Origin of the sequence: Brevibacterium pigmentatum (genome assembly GCF_011617465.1) — a bacterium.
Taxonomy (GTDB): Bacteria; Actinomycetota; Actinomycetes; order Actinomycetales; family Brevibacteriaceae; genus Brevibacterium; species Brevibacterium pigmentatum.
Genome location: NZ_CP050153.1, coordinates 787,969 through 803,879 on the forward strand (window position 1 = coordinate 787,969; position 15,911 = coordinate 803,879).

General features: G+C 66.2%; 18 protein-coding genes. 8 read left to right on the forward strand and 10 right to left on the reverse strand.

Annotated elements, in window-relative coordinates; genetic code table 11:
* Positions 1–162: 162 nt before the first annotated feature.
* From GUY30_RS03405 to GUY30_RS03435, 7 genes are all read right to left on the reverse strand, one after another.
* Positions 163–918 carry a peptidylprolyl isomerase gene (locus GUY30_RS03405; RefSeq protein WP_167194087.1) on the reverse strand — a complete coding sequence of 252 codons (756 nt, stop codon included), beginning with the start codon at positions 916–918 and terminating at the stop codon, positions 163–165.
* A 107-nt stretch (positions 919–1,025) separates the two neighbouring features.
* Positions 1,026–2,237 (reverse strand): MFS transporter, encoded by a 1,212-nt coding sequence (locus GUY30_RS03410; protein WP_167194089.1) that lies wholly within the window; start codon positions 2,235–2,237, stop codon positions 1,026–1,028.
* Between the two features lie 109 nt (positions 2,238–2,346).
* Positions 2,347–3,669, reverse strand: a complete 1,323-nt coding sequence (gene pcaDC / locus GUY30_RS18230) for a bifunctional 3-oxoadipate enol-lactonase/4-carboxymuconolactone decarboxylase PcaDC (protein ID WP_167194091.1) — start codon at positions 3,667–3,669, stop codon at positions 2,347–2,349.
* Positions 3,670–3,714: 45 nt separating this feature from the next.
* Positions 3,715–5,085 carry a lyase family protein gene (locus tag GUY30_RS03420; protein ID WP_167194093.1) on the reverse strand — a complete coding sequence of 457 codons (1,371 nt, stop codon included), beginning with the start codon at positions 5,083–5,085 and terminating at the stop codon, positions 3,715–3,717.
* 6 nt (positions 5,086–5,091) lie between these two features.
* The gene (pcaG, locus tag GUY30_RS03425; RefSeq protein ID WP_167194095.1) at positions 5,092–5,676 is read right to left on the reverse strand and encodes a protocatechuate 3,4-dioxygenase subunit alpha; all 585 of its coding nucleotides are present in this window, start codon (positions 5,674–5,676) and stop codon (positions 5,092–5,094) included.
* The gene (pcaH, locus tag GUY30_RS03430) at positions 5,669–6,493 is read right to left on the reverse strand and encodes a protocatechuate 3,4-dioxygenase subunit beta (RefSeq protein ID WP_101554269.1); all 825 of its coding nucleotides are present in this window, start codon (positions 6,491–6,493) and stop codon (positions 5,669–5,671) included. Before pcaH ends, pcaG begins: the two co-directional genes overlap by 8 nt.
* 48 nt (positions 6,494–6,541) lie before the next feature.
* Positions 6,542–7,726, reverse strand: a complete 1,185-nt coding sequence (locus GUY30_RS03435) for a 4-hydroxybenzoate 3-monooxygenase (RefSeq protein ID WP_208091479.1) — start codon at positions 7,724–7,726, stop codon at positions 6,542–6,544.
* A 278-nt stretch (positions 7,727–8,004) separates the two neighbouring features.
* Here GUY30_RS03435 and GUY30_RS03440 point away from each other — a divergent pair, with 278 nt between their 5' ends.
* The 8 genes from GUY30_RS03440 (at position 8,005) to GUY30_RS03475 (ending at position 13,537) form a co-directional block, all read left to right on the forward strand.
* Positions 8,005–8,610, forward strand: a complete 606-nt coding sequence (locus GUY30_RS03440) for a SipW-dependent-type signal peptide-containing protein (RefSeq protein ID WP_167194099.1) — start codon at positions 8,005–8,007, stop codon at positions 8,608–8,610.
* A 17-nt stretch (positions 8,611–8,627) separates the two neighbouring features.
* The gene (locus GUY30_RS03445) at positions 8,628–9,344 is read left to right on the forward strand and encodes a SipW-dependent-type signal peptide-containing protein (RefSeq protein ID WP_167194101.1); all 717 of its coding nucleotides are present in this window, start codon (positions 8,628–8,630) and stop codon (positions 9,342–9,344) included.
* A 2-nt stretch (positions 9,345–9,346) separates the two neighbouring features.
* Entirely contained in the window at positions 9,347–10,642 is a 1,296-nt protein-coding gene (locus GUY30_RS17745) for a signal peptidase I (protein ID WP_208091480.1), read from the forward strand.
* The gene (locus GUY30_RS03455; RefSeq protein WP_167194103.1) at positions 10,639–11,187 is read left to right on the forward strand and encodes a hypothetical protein; all 549 of its coding nucleotides are present in this window, start codon (positions 10,639–10,641) and stop codon (positions 11,185–11,187) included. Before GUY30_RS17745 ends, GUY30_RS03455 begins: the two co-directional genes overlap by 4 nt.
* A 90-nt stretch (positions 11,188–11,277) precedes the next feature.
* The gene (locus tag GUY30_RS03460) at positions 11,278–12,333 is read left to right on the forward strand and encodes a YeeE/YedE family protein (protein ID WP_167194105.1); all 1,056 of its coding nucleotides are present in this window, start codon (positions 11,278–11,280) and stop codon (positions 12,331–12,333) included.
* Positions 12,330–12,554, forward strand: a complete 225-nt coding sequence (locus tag GUY30_RS03465) for a sulfurtransferase TusA family protein (protein WP_039207979.1) — start codon at positions 12,330–12,332, stop codon at positions 12,552–12,554. Before GUY30_RS03460 ends, GUY30_RS03465 begins: the two co-directional genes overlap by 4 nt.
* A 91-nt stretch (positions 12,555–12,645) precedes the next feature.
* Positions 12,646–13,179, forward strand: a complete 534-nt coding sequence (locus GUY30_RS03470) for an O-acetyl-ADP-ribose deacetylase (RefSeq protein WP_167194107.1) — start codon at positions 12,646–12,648, stop codon at positions 13,177–13,179.
* Positions 13,180–13,183: 4 nt separating this feature from the next.
* Positions 13,184–13,537: a VOC family protein gene (locus tag GUY30_RS03475; protein ID WP_139469231.1), complete on the forward strand. Its 354-nt coding sequence runs from the start codon at positions 13,184–13,186 to the stop codon at positions 13,535–13,537.
* A gap of 18 nt (positions 13,538–13,555) precedes the next feature.
* Here the strand turns inward: GUY30_RS03475 and GUY30_RS03480 are convergent, their stop codons facing one another.
* The 3 genes from GUY30_RS03480 to GUY30_RS03490 form a co-directional block, all read right to left on the reverse strand.
* Entirely contained in the window at positions 13,556–13,807 is a 252-nt protein-coding gene (locus tag GUY30_RS03480; RefSeq protein ID WP_167194109.1) for a hypothetical protein, read from the reverse strand.
* A gap of 121 nt (positions 13,808–13,928) precedes the next feature.
* A complete protein-coding gene (locus GUY30_RS03485; protein ID WP_167194111.1) occupies positions 13,929–14,609 on the reverse strand; it encodes a response regulator in 681 nt (226 codons plus the stop codon).
* On the reverse strand, positions 14,606–15,784 hold the full coding sequence (locus GUY30_RS03490) for a histidine kinase (RefSeq protein WP_167194113.1): 1,179 nt from the start codon (positions 15,782–15,784) through the stop codon (positions 14,606–14,608). The genes GUY30_RS03485 and GUY30_RS03490 overlap by 4 nt, the downstream gene beginning before the upstream one ends.
* Between the last annotated feature and the right edge of the window lie 127 nt (positions 15,785–15,911).

The following is a 15,911-nucleotide window of genomic DNA, read 5'->3' on the forward strand; positions in this document are numbered from 1 at the left end:
GCGGGTGGTCCGTGCCAATGGAAAAGGCCGTCGGCGCTGTGTCTGGCACAGCGTCGACGGCGACGAATCGACATTACGCTCGTCTCACAAAACGTGATTTCCGAGTCTCACCGAATGAGATTACTAGGTGGTCGAAGTGTTCTGGGCAACTCGGATGGGCGGTCAGCTCTTCGCAGTCACCTCGGTGATCGTCACCTTCTCTTTGGGTGCGCCGTCACCGGTACCGGAGTCTGTGCCCTTGGCAGCGAGATCCGAGACGGTCTTCGTGCTCTTCTCGTCGAGCTGTCCGAACACGGTGTAGTCGGGCGGCAGCGAGCTGTCGTCGTAGACGACGAAGAACTGGGAGCCGTTCGTATCCGGGCCGGAGTTCGCCATGGCCAGAGTGCCGGCCGGGTAGGTCTCGGAGCCGTCGAGCTCATCGGCGAACGAGTAGCCTGGGCCGCCCGACCCGGTGCCCGTGGGGTCGCCGCACTGGAGGACGAAGATGCCCTCGGTGGTCAGGCGGTGGCACTCGGTGTCGTCGAAGTACTTCTGCTTCGCCAGAGACAGGAAGCTGTTGACGGTGCACGGGGTGCGATCGGCGTCCAGGGTGGCGGCCAGGTCGCCTGCCGAGGTCGCGATGGTGGCCGTGATGCTGCCCTTGGCCTCCGGTTCCTCTGCGGGTGCTTCGACGTCCTTCGCCGCGGACTGCGAATCGGCGGGGTAGGAGCAGGTTCCCGCAGCGGCCGAGGAGTCAGATTCTCCGGAACCTTCTGCGGAATCCCCCTCGGAATCAGACGAACCGCATCCGCTCAGCAGCAGAAGAGCGAGGACAGCGAAGGCAGCGAGGGTCAGCAGAAGGGCCGACTTCGAGCGACGGGTCGATTCATCAGAGTGGCGGGTCAGGGCATGAGAGGGACTGGGCGCAGGGTGATCCATGCGTTCATCGTATCGGCACTTTCATCGAGACACGGGCGCGGCGTCGAGACACGGGCGTGCACACGCGTTTCTCGACACTCAACCCGTTTCTCGGCGCGGCCTGGGCCTCAGGTGTCGACGGAGGTGCGGGTGCTCGGTTCGGGGGAGCCGCCTCGGCGAAGGAAGATCGCGAAGGAGATGACGATGAGCCCGGACACGCACAGGCCCACGCCCACCCACGCCGGTGCACGGTAGCCGAGGCCGGCGGTGATGACGATTCCGCCGAGCCATGCGCCGAGCGCATTGGCGAGGTTGAAGGCGGCGTGGTTCATGGCCGCGGACAGGCTCGGGGCGTCGTGGGATTCGCGGAACAGGCGCATCTGCAGGGCCGTGGTGATCATCGACCCGGAGACGCCGATGAGGAAGAGCGCGATGATGGCAACGGCCGCGATATGGGTGAAGGCGCCGAAGGCGGCGAGCACGAGAGCCGAGAGGATCATGCCGCCGGTCGCCGAGCGTTCGATGGACTTGTCGACCAGAGGCCCGGCGATCAGCGAGCCGGCGGTCATGCCGAGGCCGTAGACGGCGAGCACCCACGGGATCGCGACGCCGGGGACTCCGGCGACGTCGGTCATCGTCGGGGTGATGTAGGTGTAGACGGCGAACATTCCGCCGAAGCCCACGGAGCCGGCAACGAGGGTGAGGATGATCTGCACGCGTCCGAGCGCCTTGATCTCACCGCGGGCCGAGGGCACCGCGCCGAGCTTCACGCGCGGGACGCCGACGGCGACCATGATGACGGTGAGCACTCCGAGACCGGCGACGAGGGCGTAGGCGCTGCGCCACCCGAACATATTGCCGAGTGCCGCGGCGAAGGGCACGCCGAAGATGTTCGCGATCGTCAGGCCGAGCATCACGCGTGACATGGCCCGGCCGCGTCGGTTGGCGGGGACGAGGGAGGCGGCGACGACGGCTCCGATGCCCAGGTAGGCTCCGTGCGGCAGGCCGGAGACGAAGCGGGCGATATTGAACAGCGTCGCGGTCGGGGCGAGCATCGAGGCGAGGTTGCCCAGAGCGAAGAGGCCCATCATGCACAGGAGCAGCAGCTTGCGGTCCATGTGCGCGGCGATGGTCGTGATCAGGGGTGCGCCGACGACGACGCCGATCGCGTAGAAGGAAACCGCATGTCCGGCCTGCGGGACGGTGATGCCCAGTTCTTCGGCGATCATCGGCAGCAGGCCCATGGTCGCGAATTCGGTCACCCCGATGGCGAAGGCACCGATCGCCAAGGCGAAGACAGCGAATTTGTAGACTCCGCGGGAGACCGGGGCATCACTCATGGGGCTCCTTCAAGGAAAACGCGGGATCGGGGAGACAACCGCACCAGCCTATTGCCCACAGCGGTTCCTCGGAACCCCTCAGACGCCCAATGTGACGATTCGAACAGCCTCAGTCGGCGTTCGCTTCCTCGGCGTCGTATTCGGCCAGGGCCTGCGAGGCGACGGAGAAGGCGGTGTTCGCGCTCGGCACGGAGCAGTAGATGGCCGACTGGAGGAGGACCTCCTTGATCTCATCGCGGGTGAGCCCGTTGCGCAGCGCGGCTTTGACGTGCATCGCCAGTTCCGCTTCGTGGCCGCCGGCGATCATGGCCGTGAGGGTGATCGCCGAGCGCATCCGCCGCTCGAGTCCCGGCCGAGTCCAGATCTCTCCCCAGGCGTAGCGGGTGATGAGGTCCTGGAAGTCGCTCGTGAAGTCGTCGACCTTCGCATTCGCGCGGTCGACGTGGGCATCGGAGAGCACCTGCCGGCGCACGGTCATTCCGGCCTCACGGATTTCGTCGCGGCTGGCCTCCCTCGGCCCGGACGCGATGGGCAGGTCGGCTTCCGAATCGTCTGCGGCGGTCGCGCCCGCACCGCCGGTGCCGCCGGCCCCTGCGCCGAGTCCCTTGCCCTGCAGAAAGTCGGCGAGCAGACCCGCGGTCACGACCGGAGCCTCGGCCGGGACAAGATGAGCGGCACCGTCGATGACCTCGAGCAGCGCCCCGGGGACTCCGTTTGCGATCTCGGCGAGCTTCGTCGCCGGAGTCGGCTGATCCTGTGAACCCGCGACGGCCAGCAGGGGACGCGTGATCTCGGGCAGTCGTGCGCGGACATCAAAGTCGGCCAGCGCATAGCAGAGAGCAGCATAGGAGAAGCGGTCGGCGTCCTGCAGCGAGTGCAGGAGCGCGGCCGAGGCCTCTGGCTCCCGGTCCATGAACCCTCCCCCGAACCAGCGCTGTGCCGAACCGATGACCTGAGTCGGGGTGCCCGAGGTCGCCACCGTCTGGGCGCGTTCCTCCCAGGCCGAGGCCTCACCGATCTTCGCGCCCGTACAGAACACGGCGATGCGGCCGAAGCGGTCGCCGTGATCGAGCGCCAGCTGCAGGGCCGTTGCTCCGCCGATCGAATCGCCGGCAAGGTCGACGGGAGCGCCGGGGGCGGCCACATCGGGAAGAACCCGATCGAGGGTGCCCAGGACCGCCTCGGCGAGGTCGGACATCGTCACCCGTGGGGCAACCGACGTCCCCGCGGGGACATCGATCGGTGCCGAACGGCCGTGACCGGGCAGGTCGATGCCGATGACCGTCGTCTCCGGACTGAGCGCGGTCAGTTCGGTGGCGGCCTGCTGCCATAGGGCTGCCACGGAGGTGCCCAGCGAAGGCAGGACGACGAGCACTCGGGAATCGGCAGCGGGGGAAGCGGGTGCGGAAAGAACTGATGCGGTGAGGTCCATGGGTGTCACTTTCTTCGGTCGGTTCACAAGTCGAAAAAACGGGTCTCAGTCGAAGGACGGCAGGTCGATCTCCTGCGGTCCGGAGTTATCGATGGTCGCCAGGATGGTGCGGCGGATGTCCTCGGCCTCACCGAGGTAGGACTCGGGGGTGAAGAATTCCTCGATTCCATCCTCGTCGCCGATCTCCGCGCGAAGTGCTGCGACAGGGTCGGAGCCGGGGGCGATGATGGCTGCGCGGGTGTCTTTGTCGATCCGATCGCCGAAGACGATGCCGAGCTTCTCCCCATAGATCCCGGGGGAGGCGGCGTCGAGGTTCGCGCGCATGGCCTCGGCGTTGACCCGCAGGCCCGCGATCATCTCGTCGAGCATGATCAGCGAGGAGATCGCCAGGGTCATGAGCTCGGACAAGGCCGGCCACTCGGCATGCCAGGCACCGTCGGAGCGTTCTTCGACGGCTTCGGCGGCGGCCGTGGTCAGGGTGGACAGCGATCCGGGGACGCGCATTCCGTTGCGGTGGAGCAGCACCGCCGAGGTGGGATTCGACTTGTGCGGCATCGTCGAAGATCCGCCGGTCGAGGCCAGGGACAGCTCGCCGACCTCGGGGCGCACGCCGATGAGGACGTCGCGGGCGATGGAGGCGCCTACGGTGACGCATTGGGCGAGGTGGGAACCCCAGGACAGGATGCGGACGCGATCGGTGTGCCAGGGAACGGGGATCTGGGTGAGCGCCGCGTCGGGTCCGACCATCTGCACGTGGAATTCGCGCAGCAGGGATTCGGTGGAGTCGCCGGCGAACCAGCGGATCGCGGCACGGGTGCCGGCGGCCCCGCCGACCTGCACATAGTCGACGTAGGGCGCCTGCCCCTGGACTTCATTGACCTCGGCGGCCCAGGCTGCGGCCTTGAGTCCGAAGGTCGTCGGCAGCGCCGGCTGCGTGAGAGTGCGGGCCAGGCACAGGGTCCTCGCGTGAGCGTCGGAGAGTTCGACGAGGGAGGCGCCGATGACTTCGAGGCGCGCCTGCATCTGCCGCACGACGCGGGAGACGAGCAGCCCGATCGCCGTATCGATGACATCTTGGCTGGTCAGTCCCCGGTGCAGGCATCGCGAGGCCTCGGGGGAGAGCCGGGAGCGGACGCGGGCGAGAAACGGGATGAGCGGGTTGCCGCCGGATTCGGCGGCCTCACCCAGGGACTCGAGCTCGGTGTGATCGTCCGTGAGCGTGCGGATCGTGGCATCGATGGCGGCGGCCACCTCGGCGCGGATCTCCGACGACACCAGCCCCACCCGTCCCTGCGCGACGATCCAAGCGGTCTCGACTTGGCCGATCGCAGTGATGAACGCGGCGTCGTCGACGGCTTCGGATCCGCGCAGATCGCCGGGGGCGAAGAGGAACCGGGTGTGGGCGGTGTCGGTCATGTCGCTTCAGTCCTCGTGGCCGGGGAAACGGAGGAAGGGGGTTTCCTCCTCACCCTGCAACCGTATGTCGAAGTGCAGCGATCCGTCAGCCCCGCGAGTGGCGATGAGGCGGGAGCGCTCGTCTTCGTCGAGCGAGGACAGGAGCGGGTCGGCAGCCAAGGCCGCGGTGTCCTCGGGCAGGTAGATGCGGGTGAAGAGACGGTTGAGCAGCCCGCGGGCGAAGATGACGACGCTGATGCAGGGTGCCTTGCCCACCTCGGTGGGGCCTGGGTTGACCGTGGAGAAGCTGAACTCGCCTTCCGGGTCGACGGCGGCGCGGCCGAAGCCGGTGAAGGTGAAGCCGTTGCGGCGCAGCGATCCCGTCACGCGGGGGACAGTGCCGTGCTCATCGGGCTGCCAGATCTCGAGAATGGCATCGGGGACCGGGTCGCCGGCCCCGTCGTACACGGTTCCTGTCAGCTGCACGGCGCGAGCCGAGCCGGGCGGGACGAGCTCATTGTCGTGTTCGAAGGGCAGCGCGTAGCCGTAGAACGGGCCGACGGTCTGGCCCGGGGTCGGCGTGAGATCAGGGGTCGTGGGGGTGTCAGTCATCGTCCTCTTCTTCCATCCAGGTCCGGTTGGCGCCGGTGAGCACGATGTCCCAGTTAAAGCCCATGAGGAATTCGTGCTCGGTGATGTTGTGGTCATAGGTCGCCACGAGGCGGTCGCGCGCTTTTTGGTCGGTGATCGACTGGTAGATCGGGTCGAGGGCGAAGAGCGGATCCCCGGGGAAGTACATCTGGGTGATCATCCGCTGTGTGAACTCGGATCCGAAGAGCGAGAAGTGGATGTGGGCCGGTCGCCAGGCGTTGTGGTGGTTCTTCCACGGGTAGGGGCCCGGTTTGATCGTCGTGAACGAGTAGGAGCCGTCGTCGCCGGTCAGGGTGCGGCCGACGCCGGTGAAGTTCGGGTCGATCGGGGCCGGGTGCTGGTCGCGTTTGTGGATATAGCGTCCGGCCGAGTTCGCCTGCCAGATCTCGACGAGTTGGTTGCGCACGGGACGTCCTTCCCCGTCGAGGACCCGACCGGTGACGCGGATGCGCTCGCCGATGGGTTCGCCGTCTGCCTGGATGGTCAGATCTGATTCGAGGGTGCCGATGTCCCGGTGTCCGAAGGCGGGCGAGAAGAGCTCGATGGTCTCCGGGTCGGTGTGGCGGGGGTCCTTCGTCGGGTGACGCAGGATCGATGACCGGTAGGGCCGGTAGTCCAGCCGCGGCTGGGTCTCGGGCTTCCTGCCGCCCGCGACGTCCTGCTTGTACTGCGCTTCGATGCCGTCGATCTCGGCGGACAGCGTCGCCTGAGATTCGGCGGCGTCGTCGGGACCTTTCACGGTCTGATCTTCGGCGTCCGAGTTCTGCTGTGCACTCATCGTCGAACCTTTCTGCTTGCGTTGAGGTCGTGGTGGGGTCGTGGCGGCTCAGCCGTGAGGCCAGCCGGTATAGCACTCGGCCAGGTAGCGGCGACCGTGGTCTGATTCGAGGATGGACCGGAGCTCGCCGAGGCTGCGCTTCGTTTCGAAGGCATCCTGAGTCGGGTCGGTGTGGAGCATCCGTGTCATCTGGTACGAGAAGTTCTGGGCCTTCCAGACGCGTTTGGTCGCGGTCTGCGAATAGCCGGCCAGCGCCTCGGCGTCGGAGTCCTTGAGCGCCGTGATGAGAGCGGGTGCGAGCACCGCGACGTCGGCGAAGGCGAGGTTGAGACCCTTCGCGCCGGTCGGCGGGACCGTGTGAGCGCTGTCGCCTGCAAGGAACATCGACCCGTGCTGCATCGGCTCGGTCACGGCCGAGCGGAAGGGCAGCAGGGTCTTGTCGAAGATCGGTCCCGTCTTGAGCTCGAAGCCGTCGGGGCCGTCGACACGGGACTGGAGCTCGGTCCAGATCCGATCGTCGGACCAGTCGGCGACATCGGTGTCGGGCGAGGCCTGGAAGTACATCCGTTGGACGTTCGCGCTGCGCTGGGAGATGAGCGCGAAGCCGCGTTCGGAGCGGGAGTAGATGAGGACTTCGTGGCTGGGCGGGGCCTCGCAGAGGATGCCGAACCAGGCGAACGGGTACTCGTGGAAGAAGCGCTGCCGGGTGTCGTCGGGGATCATCGAACGGCATGGTCCGCGGGAGCCGTCGGCGCCGACGACGTAGCGGGCGTCGACGCGCAGCTCGTCGCCGTCCTCAGTGGTGGCGGTGACCCACGGGCTTTCGGTTTCGATATCGCCGAGGCGGGTGTCCGTGACCGAATAATAGGTGGGACGGCCGGTCCGCTCACGGGCGGCGGCGAGATCGACGAAGATCTCGTTCTGGGGGTAGAGCCAGACGGATTCGCCGACGAGTTCGGGGAAGTCGAAGTGGTTCGAAGCGCCGTTGACTCGGATGTCGATGCCGTCGTGGCGGTGCCCGTCCGTGTGGACGCGGGATTCGACGCCTGCGGCTTCGAGCATGCGCACCGATCCTGCTTCGAGGATGCCGGCACGGTGGGTGTGGGCGATGTCGTCGCGGCTGCGGTTGTCGATGACGACGGATTCGAGTCCTGCATTGTGCATCAGGTGCGCGAGCATGAGCCCCGCGGGTCCGGCTCCGACGATCGCGACGTCTGTCTGAAGTTGTGCCACCTTGGCCTCCTTGCCTTCTCTCTTCTCAACAGTGTGCGCCCAGTCACGGACGCGAGGCGACGACGTTCTCAATGAATGGGAGAGGGGCGGTTCGGCCGGCACGGTGGCACGGGTGACCATGAGGGCGGTTGGGTGAGGTCTTGATAACCATTCAATAACAGATCACAGAAGTGGTGTCTAAAAGTATCTTTAAAGTAATACAGCAGCCACACTGAAGTCATTCCCCATTTCATTTCTTTGTGACCTTGGCGCCCGTGCGCCGCAGTAGAGGAGTCATTGTGACGACAACCAGGACGCGTTCGCGCAAATTCAAAGCCATCCTCGCCGGTGGCATCGTCCTCGGCGTCGGCGCTGCCGTGACGCTGGCGGCCTGGACCGACGACGAATGGGCCGAAGGCGTCTTCGGCGCCGGTTCGTTCAATGTTCAGGGCAGCACGGACGGAACCACGTTCACGGACCACGAGAGCGAAGGCGGCGCCGCTGCGCTGACTTTCGACCTCAACGGCGGGGACAACATGTCACCCGGCGATACCGTGGCAGCACCCTTCGTCCTCCGTCTGGACGGCCCGACGACGTACGACGCGACCGTCGCTCTCACCTCGGCTGCAGGAGGTGGGGACAACGCCTCGGCGCTCACCTACGAGATCGTTCAGGTCGCCTCGGCGGGTGAGTGCTCGGCCGCCGCGACGGGCACCTCGGTCGTGCCGGCGGGAACAGCTTTGGACTCGATCACCGGAGCTGCCGACTTCGACCTCTCCGCGGGCGCAGGCACTGCGACCGGTGACCCGGTCAGTCTGTGCTTCAAGGTCACTGTTGGTGACAGCCTCGAACAGGGGCAGAACACCACCGCGCAGTGGCAGTTCACCGCCACCTCGGCAGACTGATCACGCTGAACTGATCCATGCGTTTTCACCTCTCGTCTCTGCGTCGTCTCTTCTCGTCCGGGCGGGTGTGCGACGACACCCGCCCGGATGGTCGACGGCAGATTCGGCAACGGCGGGCAGCTCTGCGCAAACGGCGCATCAAGGCGCTCCTGGCCGGCGGGCTCGTCTTCGGCGTAGGTGCGACGGCCACGGTCGCCGCGTGGACAGACAGCGAAACCGCCGACGGGTCATTCAACGCCGGCACGTTCGACATCGAACTCTCGATCGACGGCGAGTGGACCAGCACCAATGAGATGACCTTCGATACGGCTCCGATGTTTCCAGGGTCGAAGGTCTACGCTCCCGTCTTCGTGCGGACCAGTCCGGACACGACCATCGGGGGCGACCTCACCGTCAAGGGCAATGGAATCGGGTCTCCGAACGCCATGGCGAATGCTCTGGTGTACCGGGCCGTGACCCGAACGCTCACTCCTGAGGCGGTCGGAGGGTTCACATGCGGCGCCGGAGACTTCACCGCCTCGGCGACGTACGCGTTCGGTGGGGCATCGGGCACCGTCGGGTTGAAGTCGCCGATCACCAGCGGGAATGAACCGACCCTCGAGGCGGTCGGCGGTTCGATCCAGGCCTACTGCTTCGAAGTGAGCCTCCCGAGTGATGCCTCGTCCGATGCGCAGGGTCTGGCTGCCTCGCATACGTGGACCTTCGATGTCGAATCCGTCGCGCCGGAGAACTGACGATGGCGGTAAAGCGGAATGTCGGTGCGCGGCTGGGCGAAGCCGTGCTCAATATCCTCGCCGTCCTCGGCGTGGTCTGCATCGTGTTCGTCATTCTCAGCTTCGTCTTCAACGTCTCGATCATCATGTTCAAGACCGGGTCGATGAGCCCGACGATCACCGCCGGATCGGCCTCACTCGTCCGCGAGATCCCCGCCGAGGACATGGAAGTCGGTGACATCGTCACCGTCGATCGCGGTGAGAAGGTCCTGCCGGTGACTCACCGTGTCACCGAAATACGGAGCATCGACGAATCCGCCGGTGCCGTGACCTTCGAGATGAAGGGCGACGCGAACGCAGAGAAGGATCCCGACCCGTACACCGCCGAGACGGTGCGGACGGTGATGTTCTCCGTGCCCGGGGTCGCCCCGATCCTCCAGCAGTGGCGTAATCCGTTCCTGCTCGGCGGCATCACGATCGCGGCCAGTCTCCTCGTCGTGTGGGCCTTCTGGCCGCGGCGAGAAGAAGGCGACAACCTCGCCGAGGCGGCCCGTCCTCATGCGCAGTCACCGCGGCATGCCATCGCGCTGCCTGTGGTGTTGGCTGTGGCTCTCGGAGGTCAGGTTGTGCCGGGAGCATCGATCGCCGAGGATGCCCTCACGGTAGGTGCGGACCGTGCCGTGGCCGCGTCGGTAGGGGATATTCTGCGGATGCGAGATTTCGGTGATGTCGAGAAGATGCGCAGCCTCAGCCCCGGGGCATCGGCGACATGGACGGTCGATGTGTGGGCCGATGCTCCGGAGCCGGGAGACGTGACGGTCTCGATCGGGTCGGGAGCCGGTGTCGAGGCCTTGGCGGATTCACTGACGATCGATGTGCGCGAATGCGCGATGACCGAGGCGGAAGCACCGTGCCCAAGCGGTTCAGAACTGCTGGCACGAGGAGTGCCGCTCAGCGATTTGGAGCCCGCCGCGAACGGTGGACTCGAACTGATGGACATGGACAGCGGCGACACTCGCCGCATCGAGGTGACGGCGACGCTCGCCGCCGACGCCGACCCTCGTGCAGTTGCCGGTGCCACGGTAGGTGTGAGCGTGCTCGCCGAAGGCCTCGGCGATGAGGTGTCGACGGGGCCCGGAGATCCGGGGGAGCCGGGCGATGCTGATTCTGATGGCGGTGCTGACTCGGCTGCCGATGGTGGCGGTGAATTGCCGTGGACCGGTATCGACGGCTGGCAGTGGATTCTTCTCGCGGCGTTCCTGCTCGTCGTCACCGGAGCTGCGATCGTGTCGCGAACCAGGAAAGCGAGGGTGTCATGACGGGCAGAGCCTCATCGCGATTCTCGTGGAAGAAGGCCCGGCTGTTCCTCGCAGTCGTCGCATTGCTCGCCCTCGTCGCCGGCCCAGCCGCGGTCAACGGCACACTTGCCGGGTGGAATGACACAAAGGAGAGCCACGGGGAACTGATCGCAGCGAAGGTTCCTGCGCCCGGACTGACCCAAGACTGCCAATTCCGTCCCGGCCTGCTCGGCCTGGGTGCTCGCGTCCGGATCTTCTGGAAGCTGCCCGACGGCTATCAGCTCGACGACATCGTCGTGAAAGCGTCGACGAGCGGACTCGGATCGGTACTGGCTCCGTTGACCGGGTTCAGCTTGAGCGGGAACTCCACGGCGAATGGCGACGGCACCTATACGACGGACGTGCCTACCAACCTCTTAGGCGGACTGCTGGGTCTGGGGAGTGAGCTGGAGATCGCCTTCGTCGTCGAACACGAGAGCGGTTGGCAGTCGGAGACCGCCGCTGTGGCGAGCAATGCAGGCCTGCTGGCGGGAATCGGCGGCAACTGCCGTAACCTCACTTCCTGACCCACTCCGGTTGACTCGCTCGCGATTGTTGAGCAAAATAGGCCACTGTTGTGTTCGTCCGCGAACCTGCCGTGTACAGAAAGCAGCTCAATGATCATCACCGGACTCGTCGTCGGCCTCGTCCTCGGATTCGTCTTCCAGCGGGGACGTTTCTGCGTGACCGGAGCCTTCCGCGACCTCACCCTGACAGGGAACACGCGGTGGTTCTCCGCCCTCATCGTGCTCATCGCCGTGCATTCCATCGGCCTGTTCCTGCTCAACAACTTCGGAGTCATCACCCTCGAGGCGACGCCGTTCCCATGGCTGGCCTCGATCGTCGGCGGACTGATCTTCGGCTGGGCCATGGTCTACGCCGGAGGCTGCGCGACGGGCACCTACTACCGTGCCGGTGAGGGACTCGTCGGCAGTTGGTTCGCCCTCATCTTCTACGCGCTCTTCTCCGCTGTCATGAAGCTCGGCCCGCTCGCCGGCTTCACCGAAGGCATTCGCGGGATCACCCTGGACAACGGCAGTCTGCAGGCGAGCACCGGCATCAGCCCCTGGGTCTTCGTCGCCGTCATCTCCGCCGTGGCGATTTGGCTGACCGTCCACCACAAGCGGAAACTCAAGGCCCCGATGGCCACCCTGCCGCCTCGCAAAACCGGTCTGGCGCACCTGCTCACCGAGAAGCGCTGGAACCCCTTCGCCACGGCCGTGGTCATCGGCATCATCGCCACGATCGCCTGGCCGCTGTCGGCCGCTACGGGCCGCAACTCCGGTCTGGGTATCACCACCCCCTCGGCGAACCTCGCCGGATACCTCACCACGGGTGACACGCAGCTCATCGACTGGGGCGTCATGCTCGTCATCGGCATCCTCGTCGGTTCCTTCATCGCCGCCAAGGCCTCCGGTGAGTTCCGGGTGCGCGTGCCAGACAAGGGCACGATCATCAAGTCGATCATCGGCGGCATCGGCATGGGCGTCGGCGCGGCCATCGCCGGCGGCTGCACCGTCGGCAACGCGATGGTCTCGACCGCGCAGTTCGAATACCAGGGCTGGGTGTCGATGGTCTTCATGATCGTCGGCTCCGGAATCGCCGCCAAGGTCTCCATCAAACCGAAGAAGTCGCAGGCCACAGCGCCCGCGGCGGAAAGCAGGACCGTATGAAGCAAGTACTCGAAACCGACGGCCAGGTCTGCCCCTTCCCCCTCGTCGAAGCCAAGGACGCGATGACCGGACTGGAAGCCGGTGACGAACTCGTCATCAACTTCGACTGCACCCAGGCCACCGAGGCGATCCCGCAGTGGGCCGCCGAGAACGGCTACCCCGTCACCCACTTCGACCGGGTCACCGACGCCAGCTGGACCATCACCGTCCAGAAGGCCTGAATCGCAGGAGATGCCAACCACATCGGCCGGCGCAGCTGCAAAGCTGCGCCGGCCGATGTGCATTGTCAGTGCCGATGTCTAGACTCGAGGCATGAAGATCACGGTTCTCGAAGGCGATATCACCGAGGTGGCCGTCGACGCGATCGTCAACGCCGCGAATTCGTCGCTGCTCGGTGGCGGCGGAGTCGACGGAGCCATCCACCGCGCGGCCGGTCCCGCGCTCCTCGAAGCCTGCCGCGAGGTCAGGCGGACCACCCATGTGCGCGGTCTGCCGCCGGGTCAGGCCGTGGCCACCTCGGCGGGGAATCTGCCTGCCCGCTGGGTCATCCACACGGTCGGACCGAATCGGAACGCGGGGGAGGCCGACCCGGAGATCCTCGAGTCCTGTTTCGAGTCGAGTCTCAACCTCGCCGAGGAGGTCGGAGCCTCCTCGATCGCGTTCCCCGCCATCGGCGGCGGAGTCTACGGCTGGTCGCCCAGAGATGTCGCCGAGGCGGCTCACTCCGTCATCGTCGACGGACGATCGCGCGGGCGCTGGGAATCGATCGACGACGTCCAGTTCGTTCTCTTCAGCGATCAGATGACCAGCTTGTTCTGCCAGGTCTTCGACCACGATCAGTGGTGAGGTCATGAAGGTCAACAGGGTCATTCCGGATATCGCGGTCGACGACCTCGACGCGGCGCGGGAGTTCTATGCAGGCTTCCTCGGGCTGAGCAGCGAGGAATTCAATCTCGGGTGGGTCGCACGCTTCACCTCACCGGGCACCGGTGCCAGCGTGCAGGTGCTCACCGACGATGAGACCGGGCAGACGAATCCCGTGGCTTCGGTGCTCGTCGAGGACGTCGACATTGCCTTTGCCGAAGCCCAGCAGCAGGGCATCGAGATCGTCCACCCGCTCACCCACGAGGAATGGGGAGTACGGCGGTTCTTCGTCCGCGCACCCGACGGCAACGTGTTCAATATCGTCGCGCATCCGGAGTGAACCCACGCGGGGCAGTGTTCACGCTGCCCTGTGCCGCACTCTGTGTACGACCACCAGCGCCAGTGCGCTGACGGCACACCCGGCGGCGATGAGCAGCGGAATTCCGGAGACGGCGGCCTCAACGACATATTCGGGGCCGGTCTGCAGAACCGGACCGACGATCTTGACGAGGAGGAAACCGAGGACGCCGATGAAGAGGAACAGCGCCGCCCTCTTGCCGAGAACCACCGCCAGGGGCTTCGGATACTGATAGGTCTGTGTCGTGCTCATGGTCGATCACCTGATGTTTTCGTCCACGGTCCAAACCATTTGGGCTGTGCCTGCCACGCTACGCCTGCAAGCAGAGTGTGCACTGGGGGATCTGAGGACGTTCGATGGGAGCAGCCGACGATCACCCGCGTGAAGCACCGCCCGGCCGAACCAGCCCCGTCTCATAGGCGAGCACGATCAGCGCAGCGCGGTCCCGGGCATCGAGACGAGTGAGCAGACGACTGACATAGGTGCGAGCCGTGGCGGGGCTGAGGAAGAGTTCGGCAGCGATCTCGTCATTGGTCAGCCCGCGCCCGATTCCGCTGAGGACCTCGACCTCCCGTTCAGTCAGCTGATCGAGCCCACGCCCGTCCGGATCGGGTGAATGTCCCTCCGCGACGACCCGCATGACCGCGGCGGTGACAGATGGAGACAACAGGGCATCACCGGCGGCTACCGTGCGGATCGCAGCGCGCAGATCGTCGGGAGAGACGTCCTTGAGCAGGTAGCCTGCAGCACCGGCGCGGATGGCGGCGAAGACGTTCTCGTCCTCGTCGAAGGTGGTGAGAATGAGCACCCTGACCCCGTTCAACGCGCCATCGTCGACGATGGCGCGCGTCGCCTCGATCCCGTCCATCACGGGCATGCGGATATCCATGAGCACGACATCGGGGCGCAGCTCCCGCACATGCGACAGCCCTGACCTCCCGTCCGCCGCCTCGGCGATGACCGAAATGTCTCCGTCGCGTTCGGCCAGAGGTCGCAGACCCGCTCGGACCAGCTCCTGATCGTCGACGATGACGACGCGAGTCGTCTCGGTCATTCGTTCTCCTCAACCTCGATCGGCAGATGCGCGATCACTTCAAATCCTTCACCGTTCGGTCCAGCACCGAGGCGACCCCCGAGCAGTCCCGCCCGTTCCGACATCCCGCGGATGCCGGCACCGGCGGCCGTGTCCGCGGCCCCGCCGTGACCGTCGTCGTGGATGCGCACGATGAGCTCGTCGCCGTGCACCTGCCCGGAGATGCGGGCTGCGCTCGCCTCGGAATGGCGGAGCACGTTCGTCACCGACTCCTGGACGATCCGAAATGCCGCCGCATCGACGGCTCGCGGCAGCCGTGCCGGATCGACATCGAGGTCGACCGTGACGTCGAGGCCGGCGGCTCGGGCCGACTCGATGACGGAGGAGATCGAAGCAAACCCCAGCGCCGAGGCAGGTCCCAGGGCGGTCGCACCCGCGGACTCCTCGCGGAGGACCTTGACCGTGCGACGCAGTTCCCGCAGTGCCTCCGAGGCGGCACCGCGCACCCGTTCGAGTGCGGCCGCGCGGTCGTCCGGGTCCACGGCCTCGGCCGCCACTGAGGTGTGCAGGGAAGCCACGGACAGGGTATGGCCGATCGTGTCGTGGAGGTCGCGGGCGATGCGCACTCGTTCGGAGTGCATCCGCGCCTCGGCGGCTCGGGACTCCTCGGCAGTGGTGAGGGCGGCGATGCGCGCCGACTGCGTACGGGTCTCCCGGACCAAACGGACCACGGACCCCAGGGCGATCGCGGCGGCTGCCAGGGCAAGTTCGGTGACGAAGCCGTACCCGGTCAGTTGGGCGCGCGGATCGAGGTCATCGAACCGGTAGAACGTCGACACGGCAATCAAGACCGCAGCACCGAGCACCGCCAACGAGGTGCGCCGCAGCTCGGCAGTCGAGTAGAGGGCACCGACCGCGGGCAGGACCATGCCGATCGGCGGCAGATTCAGAGCGTAGTAGGCGAAGATCCCGAACACGGTCACGGCCAGAACGGTCAGCGGCAGACGGCGACGCAGGAGCATCAGGGCACCGAAACCGATCGCCCAGGCGACGCCGGGCAGCGGGGAGGACTCGGCATCGGCGGCGATGACCAGCGAGATCACCAGGGTCACCGCAACAGCCAGGGAGGCATCGGTCAGCCACGGTTCGAGGCGCTCGCGCTCCTCACCCGTCTCACTCACATCTGCCGAACCCATAGTCCAAGACTACGGAGCAAACGCGTCCGCCGCAGTCGTTCGGCGTCGATCGGGCAATCGCCTCCAGGCGATTCGAGCCTCGCCTCGGGGCGGGAGGAACTGACGCCTCAGCGTCGATGTGGCAGAT

Coding starts and splice junctions, on each gene's coding strand:
- pcaDC (WP_167194091.1), bottom strand. CDS start 3,669: ATGGACCTCACCGCATCAGTTCTTTCCGCACCCGCTTCCCCCGCTGCC.
- GUY30_RS03475 (WP_139469231.1), top strand. CDS start 13,184: ATGAAGGTCAACAGGGTCATTCCGGATATCGCGGTCGACGACCTCGAC.
- GUY30_RS17745 (WP_208091480.1), top strand. CDS start 9,347: ATGGCGGTAAAGCGGAATGTCGGTGCGCGGCTGGGCGAAGCCGTGCTC.
- pcaH (WP_101554269.1), bottom strand. CDS start 6,493: ATGAGTGCACAGCAGAACTCGGACGCCGAAGATCAGACCGTGAAAGGT.
- GUY30_RS03460 (WP_167194105.1), top strand. CDS start 11,278: ATGATCATCACCGGACTCGTCGTCGGCCTCGTCCTCGGATTCGTCTTC.
- GUY30_RS03490 (WP_167194113.1), bottom strand. CDS start 15,784: ATGGGTTCGGCAGATGTGAGTGAGACGGGTGAGGAGCGCGAGCGCCTC.
- GUY30_RS03465 (WP_039207979.1), top strand. CDS start 12,330: ATGAAGCAAGTACTCGAAACCGACGGCCAGGTCTGCCCCTTCCCCCTC.
- GUY30_RS03410 (WP_167194089.1), bottom strand. CDS start 2,237: ATGAGTGATGCCCCGGTCTCCCGCGGAGTCTACAAATTCGCTGTCTTC.
- GUY30_RS03485 (WP_167194111.1), bottom strand. CDS start 14,609: ATGACCGAGACGACTCGCGTCGTCATCGTCGACGATCAGGAGCTGGTC.
- GUY30_RS03445 (WP_167194101.1), top strand. CDS start 8,628: ATGCGTTTTCACCTCTCGTCTCTGCGTCGTCTCTTCTCGTCCGGGCGG.
- GUY30_RS03470 (WP_167194107.1), top strand. CDS start 12,646: ATGAAGATCACGGTTCTCGAAGGCGATATCACCGAGGTGGCCGTCGAC.
- GUY30_RS03420 (WP_167194093.1), bottom strand. CDS start 5,085: ATGACCGACACCGCCCACACCCGGTTCCTCTTCGCCCCCGGCGATCTG.
- GUY30_RS03405 (WP_167194087.1), bottom strand. CDS start 918: ATGGATCACCCTGCGCCCAGTCCCTCTCATGCCCTGACCCGCCACTCT.
- GUY30_RS03480 (WP_167194109.1), bottom strand. CDS start 13,807: ATGAGCACGACACAGACCTATCAGTATCCGAAGCCCCTGGCGGTGGTT.
- GUY30_RS03455 (WP_167194103.1), top strand. CDS start 10,639: ATGACGGGCAGAGCCTCATCGCGATTCTCGTGGAAGAAGGCCCGGCTG.
- pcaG (WP_167194095.1), bottom strand. CDS start 5,676: ATGACTGACACCCCCACGACCCCTGATCTCACGCCGACCCCGGGCCAG.